This is a genomic window from Lachnospira multipara ATCC 19207 (assembly GCF_000424105.1).
Lineage (GTDB): Bacteria > Bacillota > Clostridia > Lachnospirales > Lachnospiraceae > Lachnospira > Lachnospira multipara.
In genome coordinates, this window is the sequence record NZ_AUJG01000001.1 from 61,557 (window position 1) to 81,332 (window position 19,776).

General features: G+C 40.0%; 16 protein-coding genes and 1 pseudogene. 14 read left to right on the forward strand and 3 right to left on the reverse strand.

Annotation, left to right across the window (positions count from 1 at the left end):
• Window positions 1–152: 152 nt before the first annotated feature.
• A complete protein-coding gene (locus G600_RS0100300) occupies window positions 153–1,733 on the reverse strand; it encodes a methyl-accepting chemotaxis protein (protein ID WP_027430143.1) in 1,581 nt (526 codons plus the stop codon).
• Between the two features lie 298 nt (window positions 1,734–2,031).
• Here G600_RS0100300 and G600_RS0100305 point away from each other — a divergent pair, with 298 nt between their 5' ends.
• Both G600_RS0100305 and G600_RS0100310 read left to right on the forward strand, forming a co-directional pair.
• Window positions 2,032–3,498: a carbon starvation CstA family protein gene (locus G600_RS0100305; protein ID WP_027430144.1), complete on the forward strand. Its 1,467-nt coding sequence runs from the start codon at window positions 2,032–2,034 to the stop codon at window positions 3,496–3,498.
• Window positions 3,499–3,510: 12 nt separating this feature from the next.
• Window positions 3,511–4,521, forward strand: a complete 1,011-nt coding sequence (locus G600_RS0100310) for a hypothetical protein (protein ID WP_027430145.1) — start codon at window positions 3,511–3,513, stop codon at window positions 4,519–4,521.
• 167 nt (window positions 4,522–4,688) lie between these two features.
• Here G600_RS0100310 and G600_RS0100315 read toward each other — a convergent pair whose 3' ends face one another.
• Window positions 4,689–5,027, reverse strand: a complete 339-nt coding sequence (locus G600_RS0100315) for a winged helix-turn-helix transcriptional regulator (protein WP_027430146.1) — start codon at window positions 5,025–5,027, stop codon at window positions 4,689–4,691.
• A gap of 156 nt (window positions 5,028–5,183) precedes the next feature.
• On the opposite strand from G600_RS0100315, the gene G600_RS0100320 reads away from it, so the two are divergent.
• From G600_RS0100320 to G600_RS0100365, 9 genes and pseudogenes are all read left to right on the forward strand, one after another.
• A complete protein-coding gene (locus G600_RS0100320; protein ID WP_027430147.1) occupies window positions 5,184–5,393 on the forward strand; it encodes a 4Fe-4S binding protein in 210 nt (69 codons plus the stop codon).
• A complete protein-coding gene (locus G600_RS0100325) occupies window positions 5,383–6,000 on the forward strand; it encodes a 4Fe-4S binding protein (protein WP_051195287.1) in 618 nt (205 codons plus the stop codon). The genes G600_RS0100320 and G600_RS0100325 overlap by 11 nt, the downstream gene beginning before the upstream one ends.
• Before the next feature lie 2 nt (window positions 6,001–6,002).
• Entirely contained in the window at window positions 6,003–6,398 is a 396-nt protein-coding gene (locus tag G600_RS0100330) for a C-GCAxxG-C-C family protein (protein ID WP_027430149.1), read from the forward strand.
• Between the two features lie 286 nt (window positions 6,399–6,684).
• A complete protein-coding gene (locus G600_RS0100335; protein WP_027430150.1) occupies window positions 6,685–7,215 on the forward strand; it encodes a DUF3990 domain-containing protein in 531 nt (176 codons plus the stop codon).
• 427 nt (window positions 7,216–7,642) lie between these two features.
• Window positions 7,643–9,411, forward strand: a pseudogene (locus G600_RS16020) (ammonium transporter).
• Between the two features lie 1,101 nt (window positions 9,412–10,512).
• A complete protein-coding gene (locus tag G600_RS0100350) occupies window positions 10,513–11,181 on the forward strand; it encodes a response regulator transcription factor (protein WP_027430151.1) in 669 nt (222 codons plus the stop codon).
• A 91-nt stretch (window positions 11,182–11,272) separates the two neighbouring features.
• Window positions 11,273–12,595, forward strand: a complete 1,323-nt coding sequence (locus tag G600_RS0100355; RefSeq protein ID WP_027430152.1) for a sensor histidine kinase — start codon at window positions 11,273–11,275, stop codon at window positions 12,593–12,595.
• A 679-nt stretch (window positions 12,596–13,274) separates the two neighbouring features.
• Window positions 13,275–14,042, forward strand: coding sequence for an AlkZ-related protein (locus tag G600_RS0100360; RefSeq protein WP_027430153.1), 768 nt, complete (start codon window positions 13,275–13,277; stop codon window positions 14,040–14,042).
• Between the two features lie 100 nt (window positions 14,043–14,142).
• Complete coding sequence (locus G600_RS0100365) at window positions 14,143–14,346, forward strand: hypothetical protein (protein ID WP_027430154.1); 204 nt, start codon at window positions 14,143–14,145, stop codon at window positions 14,344–14,346.
• A gap of 964 nt (window positions 14,347–15,310) precedes the next feature.
• On the opposite strand, the gene G600_RS0100375 is transcribed toward G600_RS0100365, so the two are convergent.
• Window positions 15,311–17,056: a 1-deoxy-D-xylulose-5-phosphate synthase gene (locus tag G600_RS0100375; protein ID WP_027430155.1), complete on the reverse strand. Its 1,746-nt coding sequence runs from the start codon at window positions 17,054–17,056 to the stop codon at window positions 15,311–15,313.
• A gap of 230 nt (window positions 17,057–17,286) precedes the next feature.
• Between G600_RS0100375 and G600_RS0100380 the strand changes: the two genes are divergently transcribed.
• From G600_RS0100380 to G600_RS0100390, 3 genes are all read left to right on the forward strand, one after another.
• Window positions 17,287–17,835 carry a 3'-5' exonuclease family protein gene (locus G600_RS0100380; protein ID WP_034245050.1) on the forward strand — a complete coding sequence of 183 codons (549 nt, stop codon included), beginning with the start codon at window positions 17,287–17,289 and terminating at the stop codon, window positions 17,833–17,835.
• 127 nt (window positions 17,836–17,962) lie between these two features.
• Entirely contained in the window at window positions 17,963–18,601 is a 639-nt protein-coding gene (locus G600_RS0100385; protein WP_034245053.1) for a flavin reductase, read from the forward strand.
• A gap of 80 nt (window positions 18,602–18,681) precedes the next feature.
• On the forward strand, window positions 18,682–19,656 hold the full coding sequence (locus tag G600_RS0100390) for a hypothetical protein (protein ID WP_027430158.1): 975 nt from the start codon (window positions 18,682–18,684) through the stop codon (window positions 19,654–19,656).
• The last annotated feature ends 120 nt before the right edge of the window (window positions 19,657–19,776 follow it).

The window sequence follows — 19,776 nt, forward strand, 5'->3', positions numbered from 1 at the left end:
TTGGCAAGTCCAGACAATAAATAAAAATATAATAAGTTATAATTCTTCGTAAAAAAGAACTAGGCAAGTATGAAAGGAAATCCAATCATCTTGCCTAGTTCTTTTTATATGGAATGTGTTTTGTAAGTAAAGCATATTCCGAATTAGCAAGTTTAGCTTGTGTGGAACTTGCCAACAGAGGTCTTTAAGTTATCTGAGTAAGAAGAAAGTTCGCTTGAAGATGCGGCACATTCTTCAGATACGGCTGAGTTACCATTTACAACATCAAAGATTGAAGTTGAAAGTTTGTCGATTTCTACCATTAATTCATATTGAGCTTTGCTTTGTTCATTAAGCTTATTAATGATTTTATCTACGCTTTCAGTGTTTGATGTGATGTCATTAAGAGAATCAGCGGCATCATTAACAATGTTTGTACCCTTTGCAATACTTGCAAGTGCTGTTTCAATAAGCTGTGCAATTGATTCTGTAGATTGACTTGTTTCATCTGCGAGCTTTCTTACATTTTCAGCAACAATGGCAAAGCCCTTACCGGCCTCACCGGCTCTAGCGGCTTCAATGCTGGCGTTAAGGGAGAGAAGACTAGTTTCATCTGTAATCTCGTTAAGAGACTTGATAATGTTTCTAATTTCCTCAGAAGCTGTGCTAATGTCAGCCATGGCGCGAACCGCTCTATCCATCTGTTCGCGAGTTTTTTCAACGCTATTTGAAGTTAAACCACTAGAATTTCTAACATCGTCAACGTAATCGTCAACCTTCTTATTTTCCTTTAAGGTAATCTGAATCTTCTTTCTTAAATCCTGTAGGCTGTCGGCCTGGCTAACGGCGCCCTCTGCAAGGGCCTGCGAGATTTTTGAAACCTCTACAGCAGAAGCTGCCACGTGGTCGGCTAAGGAATCCATGCTCTTAAACTCAGTAGAAAGCGAGTCTCTAATGTGGCTGATGTTGTTTTGAATAGGAATGTAGTCACCCATGTAGGTCATACCGCTTTCCGTAACTAAGTCACCATCCGCCATGAGATTTAGATTTTCCTCGATATCCTTTATATATGCTAAAATGTTGTCGCTCATGCTATTTAGCTGATTATATAATCTACCAATTTCGTCTTCTCTGTCATAGCTGATTTCCTCTGAAAGGTGGCCAGCTGCAAGAGAATCAAGATTTGTCTCAAGACTAGCAAGAGGTTCAACCACTCTTATATCAAAGAGTTTCTTAATATTTCTAAAGATTAAGAAGGCCACTATAAAGAAAGCGATTAAAACAAAATACATAAAGTAGGCAATTACATTAACCACCGATTGTGCATCGCTAACCATTTGATTAGTCATTTTGAAAAATGTTTCGCTATCTGCAATTAATGCACTTGAATCCCCAGTTAACTTATAGCTAGCAATATCTGTTTTAATTGTGCCATTCCAATAGTCGTCAACATCGTTTCGGCTAGAAACGAAATTTCCTACATGCATTGCATTTTTAATATTAGTAAGATTCGTATCTACTACGGAAACTCCTGCGGATTCATCGGAACCTGCAAGAACGAGTTTAACAACTCTTTGACTACCCCCTCGAACAATACCACCGTTATTAACAACAGATGTGTATCTTGTGAAAAGATATAGTGCGCAAGCTATAAATAAAAGGAACACCGCAACTAAAATCGAAAGGTTACGGATAGTGCTTTTAATTAAATAACTTATGGTCTGCTTGTTTTCTGTACCATTTTCATTACCCATTTGTTTTCTCCTTTATTAAATTATTACGTTCAAAAACTATAATAATAGTATAATATATTTTTATTAGAATAGGAAAAGAAAAAGGATAAAAGTTTACATTGTTAAAAATATATCAGCGCTATATGTCCTATAAATACAAAAAAGATTGTTAAAAATTCCTAAAAGTATTATAATAAGAGACAGTAGAAAACCTTGAAGGTGGCTAATCATAAGCCGTAATTTATATCCACCTTTATAGACTTATGAGACTTATCTTAAGATTTGCTACGTGTAAAAAGCATCTAAGGGGGTATTTTATATGGTAAGCTTTTTTATTTGTCTATTTATCTTAATTGCTGGCTATTTCACATATGGTAAATTTGTGGAAAGTACATTTGGTCCAGATGATCGTGAAACACCAGCAATCGCTTTAAATGATGGCGTTGACTATGTTGTCATGCCTCTCTGGAAACTGTTCTTAGTACAGCTTCTAAATATCGCAGGACTTGGTCCTATCTTTGGTGCCTTAACTGGTGCTGAATGGGGTCCTGTAGTATTTCTTTGGATTACATTCGGTACAATCTTTGCCGGTGGTGTCCATGATTACTTCTCAGGAATGTTATCAGAACGTAACAGAGGTGCTTCTATTGCAGAAGTTACCGGTATTTACCTTGGTAAGACTATGAAAAATGTAATGAGAGTATTCTCAGTAATCTTACTAGTTATGGTTGGTACAGTATTTGCAGTTGGTCCTGCAGGTTTAATTGTTGTACTATTCAAAAATAATGGAGTCTCAGGAATTCTTACAAGTGCACCTTTCTGGCTTGCAATTATTCTTATCTATTATTTCATCGCAACATTTATTTCAATTGATAAGATTATTGGTCGTATTTATCCTGTATTTGGTATTTGCCTTATTATCATGGCAGTCGGTGTTATTATCGGTACATTTGCAGGTGGATATCAGGTACCAGAAATTTGGTCACACTTTAGAAATATGCATCCATCAGGAACACCAATCTGGTCATTTATGTTTATCACAGTAGCTTGTGGTGCTATTTCAGGATTCCATTCAACTCAGTCTCCTCTTATGGCTCGTTGCTTAAAGAGTGAAAAACAAGGTAGATTTGTATTCTATGGTGCAATGGTAGCTGAAGGCATTATTGCCTTGGTTTGGGCAGCAGCAGGTTGTGCAATTTATGGTAGTGAAGGCCTTGTAGCAGCTGGTGGTGGAAATTCAACAACAGTTTATGCAATTTGTGCAAAGACAATGGGTTCAGTAGGTATTATTTTAGCTATGCTTGGTGTTGTAGCTTGTCCTATTACATCAGGAGATACAGCATTCCGTTCTGCTCGTCTTACAATTGCAGATTGGTTTAAAATTGATCAGAACAAGGTTAAGAATCGTTTCTTTTTATGCCTTCCACTTCTTGGTATAGGAGCTATCCTTGGATTTGGTAATACATTTGGATTCATTGATTACTCAATTATTTGGAGATACTTCAGCTGGACAAATCAGACACTTGCTATGATTGTTCTTTGGTCTGCATCTATGTATCTATTCATAAATAAGAAAAACTACTGGATTACAGTAGTTCCTGCAACATTTATGAGTGCAGTTTCTATTACATATTTTGTAATGGCTCCAGAATGCTTAGGTTTAATTCCTGCTCTAAAAAACAACACATTAGTTGCTTATCCAGCAGGTATTATTGTTGCAATCCTCTTCTTAGGATTATTTATTGCAGCAACAAAGAGAAGATCAAAAGCAGAGCAAAACCAGTAAAGGAGTGGGGTTATGATATTTACACCAAAAGCTCTAGGCTCTTCTAATTTAACAGTTGAGGAGTTGAAAGAGGATAAGAAAAATCTAGTTAAATATGGTCCTTGTGGACTAGGAAAAAAGGCTATATATCTTAATAGCTTCTATCTAGATAGGGTTTATTATGCTGATATGGCAAATGTATCGCGTGTTTATAAAAGAGTTGCAATGAGCAAAGGTGGATTTACGGGAAAGGGCTTATTTGGCTCAATTCCATATCTTGTTGTAGAATTCAAAGATGGTACTAAGAAAGTTTGTAATTTCAAATATGAAGAGCATGTTGATTTAATGCTTGATGCCATAAGCGAGGCTTATCCGAAAATGCCAACACATTCCGTTGAGGCTGAAAAAAGATTAAGAAAGGCTGAAGAAAAAGAACGTGCGCGTTTTGTAAAAAATTTATCTAAGGAAGCTATTCAAACAATTGATATCTTAGATAAAGCAAAGCTTGAACTTGAAAAGGATAGGGAATTAAGCACACGTTTAGCCTATGATGCTAAACAAAAAAGAACTCTTGATTCTATTAATCCAACATACAGAATTTTAGCCGTAGCAGTATTCTTAGCGGCAGCAGTATGTGCCGCCTTCGGAATTCATCTTGTAATGACAAGTGGAATAAAGACTGGTGGAGTTTATGTGCTTTTGGGATTTGCATTTATTTTCTTTGTAATATCATCTCACGTACTACCTACTGGTACTAATAATAAGCGCTATGGCGACAATTGTTACCGCAACACCCTTTCTGAGATGGAAAGTAAGCTTGAGAAAATAAGCAACTTCCCACTGCCTGCAATCTATGCTCACCCAATTGTGTGTGAACGAATGATTCGAGTAATCAGAGAAGGTAGAACAACTACAATAGATGGAGCTATGGAGCTAGTTAAAAAGGATTTAAAAGCTTTAAATCCAAGCGTTACTGTAACACAAAAAGAATACGACGAAGTCGTAGTCGTAAAGCCACTTTTTACAGTAGCGGATTATGCTTAAATAGACAATGAATGATGAAGGTGCTATTTACGCTTGCGTAAGTAGCATCTTTTTTTGTTTTTTAGCCATCGTGGGTGTAGTGTGGTCTGGGGTATTGTATATGTTACGGGGATCATAGTAACGGAAATTCGGCGCGCGAAGCCAGCGCCATCCCCGCCATCATCCCACTACAAATTCGCCTCGCCCCATCTTTTTAATTCCAACAATATAGGAATCATTGACTTAGCCTTTTCAGTTAGGGAATACTCCACTCTTACTGGCATTTCATCAAACTGAAGACGGTTTACCAATCCGTCAGCTTCAAGTTCCTTTAGGGACTGGGCAAGCATAGTGTTGGTGATGCCGTAAACGGAACGTCTAAGCTCGCCGTAGCGCACAGTCTCATTATTATCAATGACACATAAAATCATGATTTTCCATTTTCCGCCAACAATATTTAGTACTTTCTTTAAACCGCAGCCATCGCCTGCAATATCATCACATAGAGGTTCTTTTTTGTTTGCCATAATTAACTCCTTTAATCGCATTACATTTTCATTACTCAGTTTTTTCTTACCAGGTTAATATTTTTTGCGTACTTGATATATTTTTCTTACCACATATAATAAACTTATCTTGTACGAAAAGCAAGATAAAAATAAAAGGTTTGAAAGGAAGCAAGGATGGTTAAAAGAAAGGCAAAAGTAGACGTAAGCCATTGTGTAGCTTGTGGTGTCTGTCAAAAGCAGTGTCCAAGAGGCGCAATTAGCATCTTTAGAGGATGTTATTCAGTGGTTGATATGGCGAAATGTGTAGGTTGTGGTATATGTGCCAAGGTCTGTCCAGCGGACACAATAAGTATAGAAACAGTGGAGGTATCAAATGACAAATAGTAACAATGTAAAGATCAAGAAACCCAAAAGAAAGAAATCGTGGATGGATTATCTTTATATTTGGTCAATTATTTATTTTGCCTTAGGCTTTTTTAACATTTTGTTTGCTTGGCTAGGATTAATTGACTTTATTTTACCCCTCATAGTTGCAATTTTTGCGGGCAATAAATATTTTTGCAACAATTTATGTGGCAGAGGACAATTATTCTGGTTTTTAGGTAACAAATTAAAGCTATCAAGGAAGAAAAAGGCTCCAAAGTTTCTCTCTTCTAATTGGTTTAGATACGGATTTTTGGCCTTCTTTTTAACCATGTTTGCCAATATGGTATTTCAAACATATTTAGTATTTTCAGGAACAGATAGTTTAAGAAAAGCAATTAAGTTATTCTGGACCTTTAAAGTGCCATGGAAATGGGCTTATAATGGTAGTATCTTTCCTGATTGGGTAGCAAAATTTGGTTTCGGTTTTTACAGCCTAATGTTGACATCAACACTAATAGGCCTTATTGTAATGTTACTCTTTAAGGAGAGAACTTGGTGTAGTTTCTGCCCAATGGGAACTATGACTCAAGGAATCTGTAAATTAAAGGCAAAAAGAAAGGAATAATTATGACAATAAATGAACGTGCAGACTTAGCAGCAAGTCTTAAAGCATCAGGAAAATGTAATTGTACACAGGCAGTTTTAGCTGCATTCGAGGATAAATTCGATCTTTCAAATGAGCAGTTAATGACAGTTGGAGCAGGATTTGCTGCAGGTATGGGTTGCATGGAAAGTACATGCGGAGCCCTAATCGGAGCTGTAATGACAGCCGGCCAGCTAACAGGCGCTAAGGGAACACCTAGATATTCTAAGGAAATTTTAGCTAAGTTTAATGAAAAATGCGGAGCTACAATTTGCAAGGATCTTAAGGGAATTACTACAGGTCAGGTAGTCTGTCCATGTAACGATTGCGTAAGAAACGCAGTACTCGCCCTTTCAGAGGTCTGTCCAATCGAAGAATAATTGGCCTTGTGAAAATGTATCGCAAGATTAAAACTTAGACATGAGATATAGCGGCGCGCCTTGTGGTGTGCCGCTTTTTTCCTAGCTTGTTTTACAGCGAGCCACCCCCTCAGAAAAGCTGTCGTTTATCAGGCGAGCCGCCCCCTAAGAAAAAAAGCGAGCCGCCCCTGTAATTAAAAAATAAGATTGCATAATTGACTATCTTTTGGTGTTTATAAATGGTAAGATAATGATAATAAATCGAGATTAACAATACATATTTTTTGAGGAAAAGGTGGGATGAATTATGAAATTATTTCACGCAAGCAGTGAGCTAATTAAGCAACCTGACGTATTTCACGGCAGGAAAAATGCAGATTTTGGCCAAGGCTTTTATCTTAGTCCAGACAGAGACTTTGTAAATAAGTGGGCCGGAGAGAATTTTTATATAAATGAATATAAGTTAGACCTTGAAGGTTTAAAGGTCGTTGAGTTTGAAAGAAACCAAGATTGGTTTGAATACATTTTCAATAATAGACGCCGCAAGGACACGATTGAGGCAGACGTAGTGATTGGTCCTGTGGCAAATGATACGCTATACGATAGCCTAGGCATTATAACTAGTGGTTATCTAAGCAATGAAGAGGCCCTAAGCCTGCTAATGATCGGCCCTGAATATAGGCAGGTGGCTATTAAGACGATTAAGGGAATTAAGCAGCTTCACTGGGTTGATGCCATGAAGATTATTGATGTGACAAAGGAAAAAGAGCTTTTAAAGAAAGAGGAAGAGCAGTATAACGAGGATTTTGCTAAGGCAATGGAAAAATTCGATGTGTAGATTTGTGGGTGTGCTTTCCTAAGGACTTAATTTTTTTAAGTTTCTTAAGGACTTTAGATTATTAGTCACATTTTCAAAAAATACTTTAGAATATTAAATTGTTAAAAATTAGCTTGACACTAATAAGTTAAGTGTATACAATCATAAACATAAAGCAAAGGCGCTTAAGGATAGAGGATATCTTTAAGCGCTTTTTTCGTTTTATTCGGGGAATCTCCGATTAAGACGCTTTCGTCATTTATCTGGCTAATCCAGGTGCTAGATAAGTGAAGAAATTTGCTTTTATGAAAATGCAAACACAAACAATGAGTTTTTTACAGCAAAGGCGCTGTTAGAGTGTGACGTCCACTTTAACAGTGCCTTTTTATATTATTAGGGAAAGTGTGTGTTTGGAAATGGATGAAAATCCGAAGGAGGAAAATTATTTATGAATGAAGTTTTAGAAGCAGTAAACTCACAAGTCTTTGGCGTGTGGTTTTTAATAGGTGCAGCCTTAGTATTCTGGATGCAAGCCGGATTTGCTATGGTTGAAGCAGGTTTTACAAGAGCTAAGAACGCAGGTAACATCATCATGAAGAACATGATGGATTTCTGTATCGGTACAGTAATGTTTATCGTAATTGGTTTTGGTCTATTCCTTGGTGAAGACGCATTATTTGGTTTAGTAGAATTCCAAATTTTGACATTTTCACAAATTATGGAGAATTTGACTGGTCAGGTTTTGTATTTAACTTAGTATTCTGTGCAACAACAGCTACTATCGTTTCTGGTGCAATGGCTGAAAGAACAAGATTTATTTCTTACTGTGCATACTCAGCAGTTATTTCAGGTATCATTTATCCAATCGAAGCTCACTGGACATGGGGCGGCGGTTGGTTAGCTCAAATGGGCTTCCATGATTTTGCAGGTTCTAACTGTATTCACATGGTAGGTGGTATCGGTGCTTTAATCGGTGCTTGGATTCTTGGTGCTCGTATCGGTAAGTTCACAAAGGACTCAAAGGGTAAGATCACTAAGGTAAATGCATTCCCAGGCCACAACATTCCACTTGGTGCACTTGGTGTGTTCATCCTTTGGTTTGGTTGGTATGGCTTTAACGGTGCGGCTGCTACATCAGTAGAACAGCTCGGACACATTTTCGTAACAACAACAATTGCTCCAGCAGTTGCAACAGTTACAACAATGATTTTCACTTGGATTAAGTATGGTAAGCCAGATGTTTCAATGTGTTTAAATGCATCCCTTGCAGGTCTTGTAGCTATTACAGCTGGTTGTGATAGTGTAAATGCATTAGGCGCAATCATCATCGGCGCAGTAGCAGGTTTACTTGTAGTATTTGCAGTATGGCTTCTTGATTATAAGTTAAGAATTGATGATCCTGTAGGTGCTGTAGCAGTTCATATGTGCAACGGTATCTGGGGTACAATCGCAGTTGGTTTATTCTCTGATAGCTCAGTTCCAGGTTATGCTCTTGCTAACTCAGCAGGCGACACAATCTCAGGTTTATTCATGGGCGGCGGATTTGAATTATTAGGAATTCAGTTTATCGGTATGTTTGCTACAATCGCTTGGGCAACAGTAACACTCTTTATCGCCTTCAAGGCAATCGATGCAACTCTTGGACTTAGAGCTTCTGAAGAGGAAGAGCTTACAGGTCTCGATGTTACAGAACATGGCTTAACTTCTGCATATGCAGGCTTCTCTCTCATGGACGTAACTGGTATGGAGATGCTTGAAAATGAAAACACAGACCTCGGAGTTATCGACTACGAGAACGCTTCACAGACATTACGTGACGCATCAATCCCTGTAGTTCGTACTCCTGATTTTGAAAATGAAACAGCAATCCACAAGGTTGTTGTAATCGCAAAGCTTTCTCGTTACGACAAGCTTCGTAAGGCAATGAACGACTTAGGTGTAACAGGTATGACAGTAACTCAGGTTATGGGTTGTGGTATCCAAAAGGGCGCTGGCGAAATGTATCGTGGTGTTGAAATGGATGCAACTCTCCTTCCAAAGGTTAAGCTTGAAATTGTTGTAAGCAAGATTTCAGTAGATGAAGTTATTGAGACAGCTAAGAAGGCCCTTTATACAGGACATATCGGAGATGGTAAGATCTTCGTTTATAACGTAAGTAAGGTCGTTAAGATCAGAACTGGTGAGGAGGACGTTGAGGCTCTCGCTGACGTGGAATAAGAACGGACGCCGCTACGGTCTGGGGAGTGTATCCTCACAGACACGCTCCCGCTTCCTGTCTCTCGTAGCGCTACTAAGCTTCCCGCCCCCACAGTAGTGGGCGCGCCAAGCTAAGTGGCGACGGAGTCAGGACAGTCTGTTCGAATACATCCCCACTCCCTAGCGGCTGTTCTACACCACCGTGAGGAGATCCCCCCCTCGGGCAGGGATGCCCCACCGGGAGTGAGAGACTAACGGACGCCGAAAACGCTTCGCTGTTCGGCTGAGGAAGAATGACCAAACGGTAGGATTTCACCGTATGTAGTAAATTAATCTATTAATCTTTAAAGTAACGAGTTTTCGTTAATCATAAAATACATTTTTACTTTGTTTATGAACCAACATGCCAGTGGGTTCGAGAAAATTAGTTGTTACCCCCTTTGGAGTAACAAAGGGATTATAGGAAAGTCCCAATTGATAAGGGTTGTCGCCTGGCAACCGACTAGATTTGTTATCTATTATTAAATATAGATATAAACTTCATGTCTACATATATCATTTCAAAGCAGATCAAAAAAACTCCAATGTAGACAGAGGAAAACTCCAACGCAGGCATTTCCTTTCTTGGTGCCTGCATTTAAGACACACTACATAATTCCTATAGGAAAAGGACACTGTTTAGGCAGTGTCCTTTTTCTATATTTTAGTTTTGTGGGTTTTGGGGAAATGTGTCTCAATATTGAGGAAAAAAGAAAGACCCGTCCCACCCGCCATGTAATAGGCGGGTGGTTTGTAAAAGTCTCGGTGGGTAGAAAAGCCGCGGGAGGGGTGACTTTCCGGAGATGGGAGTGAAGGGGCGGAGTTAATTTTTCAGGCTATTCTAGCTGCGTTGGTCCTTGGATTTGCAGGGCAAATCCTTAGTACCACTACGCTGCTAGCTAAGCGGGAGCGTGCCTGAAAAATTAAGCTACCGCCCCGAAACGCCCTCCCGGGATTCATCCAAGCCTCCCGTCCTTTTTTACCCTCCGTTTTTTACATACCCTCCCGTGCGCATTTCCCCCCCTAGACATTTTCAAAATATAAGTCATAATAAAGATAACGAATATTAAAGGGGTTGAACAAATGGCATTAGTATATATTATCGAAGACGATGAAAATATTAGGGAAATCGAGGAGTATGCCTTGCAGACTGCGGGTTACACGGTCATGGGCTTTGCCTGCGCCAAGGATTTTTATAGGAAGCTTGCGGAGAGGCAGCCGGACATTTGCCTCGTGGACATCATGCTGCCTGACAAGAGCGGCAACGAGATTGTTAAGGAAATGCGCCGTAATCCCGACACCAAGAAGATGCCTATAATCATGGTCACAGCCAAGACTACGGAGCTGGATTTGGTGAGGGGCATTGAGGACGGCGCGGACGATTACATTAAGAAGCCATTTTCAGTCATGGAGCTCATTTCCAGGGTCAAGGCCTTGCTTCGCAGGTCTGCTCCGGAGGAAGTTAAGGAGCTGGTTTTGGACGATTTGCATCTAAACAATGAGAAGCACGCGGTGAGCATTAATGGTGAAAATGTAGAGCTCACCTTCAAGGAGTATGAATTGCTCTCCCTCCTTTTGCTAAACAAGGGCATCGTGCTTAGCAGGGATACTATTATGGAGCGAATTTGGGGCATCGACTACGAGGGCGAGTCTCGAACCCTAGACATGCACATAAAGACTTTACGAAAGAAGCTGCAGTCCTATGGAAATCGCATCAGAACAGTGCGCAACGTGGGCTATATTCTGGAATGATGAAGACTTGTAAATGTCTTGCAGCAATAATTGAAAAAATCGGACATGATTTAGGACATACTATAAATGGAAAGAAGTGTGATATTTTCATATGAAAACAAAAATTAATATAAGACTTATGATTATCGCGATTATCGCCATTGCCTTTACGGTGCTTGGAACGACGCTTGTTTATTACAATATTTTCCAGGGACAGGTGAAAAATGACTTGGCGGTTACGGCGAAACTTTTGAGGGATACGAACTATTTTGAATCCACTGACGGGGACCTTTCGAGCATGGATTTGTCGGCGGATGTGCAGGAGCTTCGAATCACTTGGGTGGACACGGATGGAACTGTGCTCTACGACAACGATGCTGAGGCTGCGGACCTCTCAAATCACTACGATAGGCCGGAGATTCAGGAGGCCTTTAAAAATGGATATGGCGAGATTACTCGTGTTTCAGACACCATGAACCACAACACCATATATTATGCGCTTTTGCTAGATAATGGCACTGTTTTACGAGTGGCAACAGATGTAAATAGCTTGTTTTCGGTATTTATGTCTGCAACCCCAGTAATAGTCGTGATTATCATGGCTTTGATTATGATTTGCGTCTTGCTTTCACATTTGCTTACAAAGCAGTTGTTGCGACCGGTTGAAAATATGGCCAAGAATTTCAACAATGTCAATTATGAGGCACCTTATAAGGAGCTTGAGCCGCTAACGGAGATTATCAGGGCGCAGCACGACGAGGTTTTATCGGCCGCCAAGGTAAGACAGGATTTTACTGCAAATATTTCTCATGAGCTAAAGACACCGCTAACGGCGATTTCAGGCTATGCGGAGCTTTTAGAGGGGGATTTTGTGGATGAAGAAAAGAGAAAACATTTTTACCACGAAATCAGAAAGAACTCTAATAGATTACTTGCCCTAATCACAGATATTATCAGGCTTTCTGAGCTTGATAGAAGTGATAGAGAACCTTCCTTTGAGGAGCTAAATCTCTACGAGATTGTTAGCGAGTGCGTGGAAAATCTTGAGTTTGGCGCAAAGCAAAGGGGCGTGGAGCTTAGCCTAAAGGGCGAAGCTTGCAGGCTCAGGGGCAACAGCCACATGCTTAGGGAACTCGCAGAAAATCTAATTCAGAACGCTATCCGTTACAACAATCCTGGTGGTAAGGTTGAGGTCGTTGTTACAGCAAATCCTGAAGCTTGCTTGATTGTGAAGGATAACGGCATTGGAATTCCAAAGGAAGACCAGCAGCGAATTTTCGAGAGATTTTATAGAGTTGATAAGAGCCGCTCGAAAGAAACCGGCGGCACAGGACTTGGCCTTTCAATCGTGAAGCATGTGGTGGAAATCCACAACGCTAAGATCGAGCTTGAAAGCGAACCGGGGGTTGGAACGACTATGAAGGTAGTGTTTTAGCGGGTTTGAAGGAATAGTGGAGTTGATGAGATAAGGAGTAGCTAAGTAGATGAGTTAAAGGAGCAGCGGGGCTGCTCCTTTTTTGATGGAGTGGGGGCTCTTTGTTCTGCGGTGGTAGGGTTTTGGATTTCGCCCCTTTTTTCTTGGGAAATGATGCAGGTAATTTGTGAAAAATACCAGTTTGATGTAATTTTGAAATTTTGTTTTTTTGTGGTTACAGTCAATCAGGAAAAATACTAGATTTACCTGTAAATTAGATTCCTTGATTTTTCAGACTTACATGCAATCAGTAAAATTTCATGAGTTGATGGTATGAGAAATCAACTTGCTAAAAAGCGGATTTTAGTTTCCTACATACAAATTTAAAATTTCTTGGAATTACCTGTAAGCTACTGCAATGAATTTAAATTAAGTTAAGTTTTAAAAACTTGGGTCTTACCATCAGTTCTTAAAAACTGTCGTTTTGATGGTATAGGCTGCTGAAATGAAATTTCTAAATACAGGTAATTTATCAAAAATCCCTCGTTGATTGTAACCCTCACGAAAAATCCCAACAACTTCCATTAAAGTTATGGGAACCCCTACAAAAATATGGGATTAATGCTATAATAAGCCTATTAAAGATAAGATTTAACGCAGTGTAAGCAACTCCTGCTTTACACGCAATGAAAGGAACACAATGGAAAAAATAGATGGAATTTGGTACATGAAGGGCAAGGCTTTCAACGATAAGTCAAGAATCAAGTCTTGGCAAGAGGTTGTGGAGTTAGTGAATAAGATAGGTTTTCTCCCATTTTTCGCAAATGAGGTGGAAGGCTTTTCATTAGAAGAGATGGTGGCAGCAGATTTCTGGTGGACCGGCATCGCTAGCGAGGATCCATGGGAATGGCGCGAAATCATCGCCCGTTCAAAGGAAGTTGCCTATGGCAAGTTCTTTGACAAGAGGGCAGGTTTTATCAGTAAGGAATGGCTTCCGATTTTTGCAAATGCGCGAAGAGACGGTTACGATTTCGACTCACGTTACGCTGATGGCAAGGCCAGCCGCAGAGAAAAGATGATCATGGATTTTTACATGCAAGAAGACGACGAGGGCGACATTGTCTGGAAAGAGGACGAGATTCTCTCAACAGAACTCAAGAAACTCGCGGGTTTTGGCAAGGACGGAGCCAAGAATTATCCTGGAATTATTACTTCTTTGCAAATGAATCTCTACCTTGTAATTTCCGACTTTAGAAGAAGAACCAACAAAAAGACAGGAAATGAGTACGGCATGGCAGTTTCCATTATGAAGCCACCAGAAGTTATCTGGGGTTACGATTTAGTAACAAGTGCCTATGGCGAAGATTCAACAAAGTCTTGGGAAAAGATTTATAATCAGGTACTCAAGCTAAACCCAAAGGCAGTAGAGAAAGATATCATAAAGATTATTGGCAAGAAGCCAAGCTAGATGGTCCAAGCTAGATGGTATGGCTAAAATTAAATTAGAAAGAATATAAGCAAGTTTGCAGGCATTGTGATTCCCGCACTTGCATATATAGAGGAAGATTATGTTAGAACTTATAAATATAGGTGAAGCCGATTTTGGTTGTGAAGAAAGAGCTGAAAATGCACCTTTAATGTGCGGCCTTACTTTCAAAGGCGAGCATGGCTACGTGTATAAGGAAATCTTAGATGAAAAAGTAGATGAGCTAGCTCTAGTAAAGGGAATGAAAATTTCTGAGGAAGAGTTGGAGAACTTGCTAAAGGGCTAGAGAGCAAGTTGTGGAAAGCGTGAGACCACGGGGCTTGTGGCCTAGTGGGAGGCGACCAAGAAATCAATAGGAATGCGATGACCGGCAAAGGCTTAACCTATCAAGGTTTTAAGCAAGTTGTGGTCGCAACCAAGAATTTAATATAAGACCGTTAGGTTTAGCTAAGAATTGGGGCTAAAAAAGGCTTCTTTTCTGAAAACTAGGACCTAGCGGTCTTTTTTTGTATGTTAGGTCAATGATTTAGAAAATTTGATTTTGAGTTTTAATCCCTATGGAATGAAAATTTCGCGTTGGGTCAATTGCCCCTAAATTTAAAGGTTGAAATGTAAGTTTGTAGTGACCTAATCCAGACTTTTTTGCTCGTAAGTATTACTTTTCAAAATATGAGCATTATAAATAGTGGGAAAGTAGGACTAAAGCAAGAAAATGAAGTTGCTAGGTCAACTCCCTCCGGCCAAACTCCCCCTCCGTTTCAGTAATAAAAGCAAGTTGTGTGTTCCAGGAAATTTACCATAATCCCAATAGCGAAAAAAACTACCGTTAGGTCAACTCCCTCCGGCAAACTCCCCCTCCGTTTCAGTAATAAAAGCAAGTTGTGTGTTCTAGGAAATTTCCATAATCCTAATAGCGAAAAAAACTACCGTTAGGTCAACTCCCTCCGCCAAACTCCCTCTCCGGAGCCAAAATAAAAGCAAGTTGTGTGTTCCAGGAAATTTTCCATAATCCAAATAGCGAAAAAACCTTCCGTTAGGTCAATTCACCTCCGACCACAGCCAGGAATTCAAAAAAAGCAGCCACCCTCCGGGAGCCCACGCCACAGCAAACAGCGAAGCGCCTTTGTGTCCGACCGCGCCCCGCTCCCGTCCCACAACAACACCTCGCTCCCAATCACTAAAAAAAGCCCCGCAGTCACCTGCGGGGCCTCATCAGCTCTAGCTTACTTTCTCGCTATGAAAGAGTTTAGTTAGTCCATAAGGGCTAGTAAGCCAGTGGTGCTGATTCCATTTTCTTTTAGAAGTTCATCTGGCTTAAAGTCTGAATGGAACTCCTTTGTTAAACCTAAGTTCTTAACCTTCATGTCGCTATCACCGTAGAAGGACGCGATGCGCTGGCCGTAGCCACCGTCAAGATAGCAATCCTCAATAGTAATAACAAGCTTGTGGTCTTCCTTTAGGGAGTCAAGAAGATCAGTATCAAGTCCAGTTAAAAATCTAGGGCTAATAACTGTGATCTCCTTACCAGTCTTTTCCTTGTAAGCCTTAGCTGTTTCAAGGGCAACTGGGACTAAGCAACCAACAGCTACGATAGCGATGTCGCTACCCTTGTTAATCACCTTAGCCTTATTTGTTAAGGAATAATCTGTGTTATCAGCTATGCCATCAGTCGTAAATTTACGTGGGACGCGAATTGCAACTGGATGTGCCTTCTGGCTTGTGGCATATTTAAACATTTGAACGTATTCTTCCTTACTTGTTGGGGCAAGATAAAGAAGATTTGGAACGTGGGCAAAGAACTGGATATCACTAAGTGCGATGTGAGTATCAGAGTTCATGCCGTACACTCCTGGGTTTAAAACTAGGATAGTAGCTGGGTTATTATTTAAACACAAATCGTGTGATAGCTGATCATAAGTTCTCTGAAGGAATGGAGCCATAGTACCAAATACAGCAGTAGCGCCATTTTTAGCAGCACCACTTGCCATAGCCATAGCATTTTCCTCGGCAATACCAACGTCAACGAAACGTCCGCGTTTTGCATAACCCTGTCTTTCTTCACCGATAAATCCAAGGGATGCTGGGGTAGCAGCGTTGAAAATAACGGCTTTATCATCTGTTTCTAATAGCTCTACCAAACTGTCGTGAACTGTTGTGTCCGCTGGCTTAGTAGGCTTATTCTTTGGTGATCCATCTTCTATGTTAAATGGGCCACCAGCGTGCCAACTTTCTCTGTTTTCTTCAGCATAAGAAAGTCCTTTACCTTTAATAGTATGCACGTGTACGACTATTGGATGATCGATGTCCTTAACTTTTTTGAAAACCTCTACGAGGGCAGGAATATTGTGGCCTTCGTCTATGTAAATGTAGTCGAGCCCGAATCCCTTAAAGAAATTGTTAGGTGCCTCGCCCTTAGTGTCACGTAATTTTTTTAGTGTCTTATAAATTCCACCATGATTTTCAGCAATACTTTGATCGTTATCGTTAACTACGATGATAAGATTTTTATCGTACTCACCAGCGTAATCCAAGGCTTCAAGGGCCTCGCCACCGGAAAGTGATCCATCACCGATAATTGCGACAACATTTTCAGTTCCATTATTCACGTCACGGCCTTTTGCAAGTCCGAGTGCGAGTGAAACCGAAGTGGATGTGTGACCGATCTTAAACTGGTCATGGTCGCTCTCATTGGGATTAGTGTAACCAGTCACATCGCAAAAATGCTCTGCATCAAGATAGGCTTCTTTTCTACCAGTTAAAATCTTGTGTGGATAGCTTTGATGAGAGACATCCCATACAAACTTATCTGTTGGCGAATTGAACACGTAGTGTAGTGCAACTGTTAATTCCACCACTCCAAGATTTGGGCCCTTGTGACCACCAATATTGCTGATTCTATTAATGACGGCCGCTCTTGTTTCATCTGCAAGTGTCTGCAAATTTTCTATGCTAATTTTCTTAACATCTTCAGGTCCATTTATATTTTCTAAAAACATAGAAACTCCTTTCGTATATCAAATTATAAGGTCATAAGGCTTTTGCTGCCCTTAAGCCCCTCCCTGCAAAGCTTAGTTCATTTATAGACTTTAAACGGGGTTCGGTCAATAGTTTCAAAAAAAATTTTGGAAAAAATTAATAAAGTTGAGCACAATTTTATATTACACTATTTATGTTATGATAAATAGCGAATATTATTAAGAAAATAAGCACTAAGGAGATTAAGAAAATGTCAAAAAAATTTGCAGTTATAGATACAGAAACAACTTGGAGCGATGAGGTCATGTCCATCGGCGTGGTTATCGCTTCGGAAGAGGATTTTAAGCCCCTTAGCAGCAACTATTGGATCATCACTGAGGCTGCAAAGAAGGGCGGCATGTACTCTAAAACTCTTGAAATTCCTGGTATCCCATCTATCAAGACGGACCGCGAAGGAGCCCTCTCCCAGATGAGAGCTTATTTATATGAAAATGAAGTCACTGACCTTTTGGCCTATAATGCCAATTTTGATAAGCGCCACCTTCCAGAGTTTCGAGATTTCACATGGCGCGACATTTTAAAGCTAGCCGCATACAAACAACACAATCAAGCAATCCCAGAAAACGCCGAGTGTTGCGGCACCGGCCGACTTAAAAGAAACTATAGAGTTGAGTGCATCCTCTCCATGTTTGGCGAGGTGGATTATAGGGAAATGCACAACGCCCTCACAGATTCCGAAGATGAGCTACGAATCATGGGATATTTGGGCAAGAGCGTAGGAGAGTATCCGGAAATTTAGAGCTAGGAGCGGTATATTTACATTTCCTTAATCTTCCAATATAATATAAGTAGATAATTTCGTGATAACAATTGGTCGTTTTGTAGAAATATTGCTTAGTCTAGGATATTTCTAGATTGGAGGCTCTATGGAAAATAATAAGAAGGCAATGTATAAATTAAGTTATGGACTCTTTGTCTGTACAGTAAAGGACGGGGATAAGCTCAATGGCTGTATTACAAATACAGCAATACAGCTAGCTTCCGATCCTAATTTGATTTCCGTTTCCCTAAATAAAGCAAACCTTACGCATGACATTTTAAAAAAGACAAAGGTTTGCAACATCTCAGTTTTAAGCCAAGAGGCGGACTTTGAAACCTTTAAGCATTTCGGTTTCCAGTCCGGTCGCGACGTCAACAAGTTTGCGGACAGCTACGACAAGTCCAATTATGTAATGGCGGATAACGGAATTCCTGTGATTACTAAGGGTGTCAACGCTTGCTTCTTGCTAGAAGTTAAGCAGATGATTGACTTGGGCTCACACACGCTTTTCATCTGCCAGCCAAGTCTTATGACGGTGCTATCAGAGGCGAAGTCCTGCAGTTACGAGTATTATCAGGAAAATATAAAGCCAAAGCCTGAGAAGGTTGGCGAAACTCCAAAGGGAGAAACTATTTGGAAGTGCACAATTTGCGGCTATGAGTATGTGGGCGAGGACATGCCAGATGACTTTATTTGCCCAATTTGTAAGCATCCAAAGGATGATTTTGAAAAATTTGTTAGATAAGCAGGGAAGTAAGTAATTGAGCGGGCTTTGTCCATTTGCTATAATAAATAAAAAAGTGATTGATTGGAGAAAATGCAACGATGAAGGCTTATTACCACCTACCGGGCTTGTTTGAATTTTATGATTTTTATAAGGAGTTTCTCTCTCTCTGGAAAAATCATAGAGAATTCTTTTATGATTGGTGCGAAATTGGCTCCATCTACGGCGCTCCGGCAGATGCCCTATGGGGCGGAGGTCGAGTAGGTTTTGGTGATGCAAATGCAACAAAAGTCGCACAACTTCTAAGAGAATACAACATCAGCGCCCGCCTAACTTTCAGCAATTCCAAGCTTCGTAAGGAACACTTGTCCGATTATGTTTGCAATAAGTTATGTGAGATTTCTGAAGAAAATGGACAAACTACAGAAGCTTGCGATGTCCGAAAAGTTCAAAATTCCCATGAGGATGAGAATGTCCAAAATTCTCGAGAGGCTATAGGCGTTCAAAACGGTGTCATCCTACACTCCGACCTGCTACTTGATTACCTAAAGGAAAAGTATCCTTCCCTTTATTTCGTGTCTTCTACAACTAAGGTCCTAACTGACTTTAAGGACTTAGAGGCAGAAGTTAAAAGAGAAGATTTCAAATTTGTGGTACCAGACTTTAGACTTAATAAGTCCTTTGATAAACTTGGCAAACTAGAGCAGAAGTACAAGGACAAGCTTGAATTCTTGTGTAATGAATGTTGCTATTTTGGTTGCACTGACAGAAAAGCTTGTTATGAAAACGTAAGTCTTAAGGCTCTTGGTGAGACGGAGGAAGATCATATTTGCAAGGCTCCCAATTCTAAGATTGGTTATCGCTTCTCCGATGCCATGAAGAATCCAGGATTTATCAGCCTTGATGACATTCAAAATGTATATATGCCTATGGGCTTTTCTCAATTTAAAATTGAGGGGCGTAGCCTTGGCAGCGCCATAGTTTTAGAGTTTCTATTATATTACATGGTAAAACCAGAATATCAGTTAAGAGTAAGAGAAGAGATGTATTTAGATAGTAGCCTAGATTTATTCTAGGCTACTTTTTTCCAATTAAATTTTATCAAATTATATATCCCACAAATCCCACCAACACTAGATTTCCCCAAAAATCACCTCTGTTAGTTAAAAAATTTAATACTGAAAAATCTCACAATC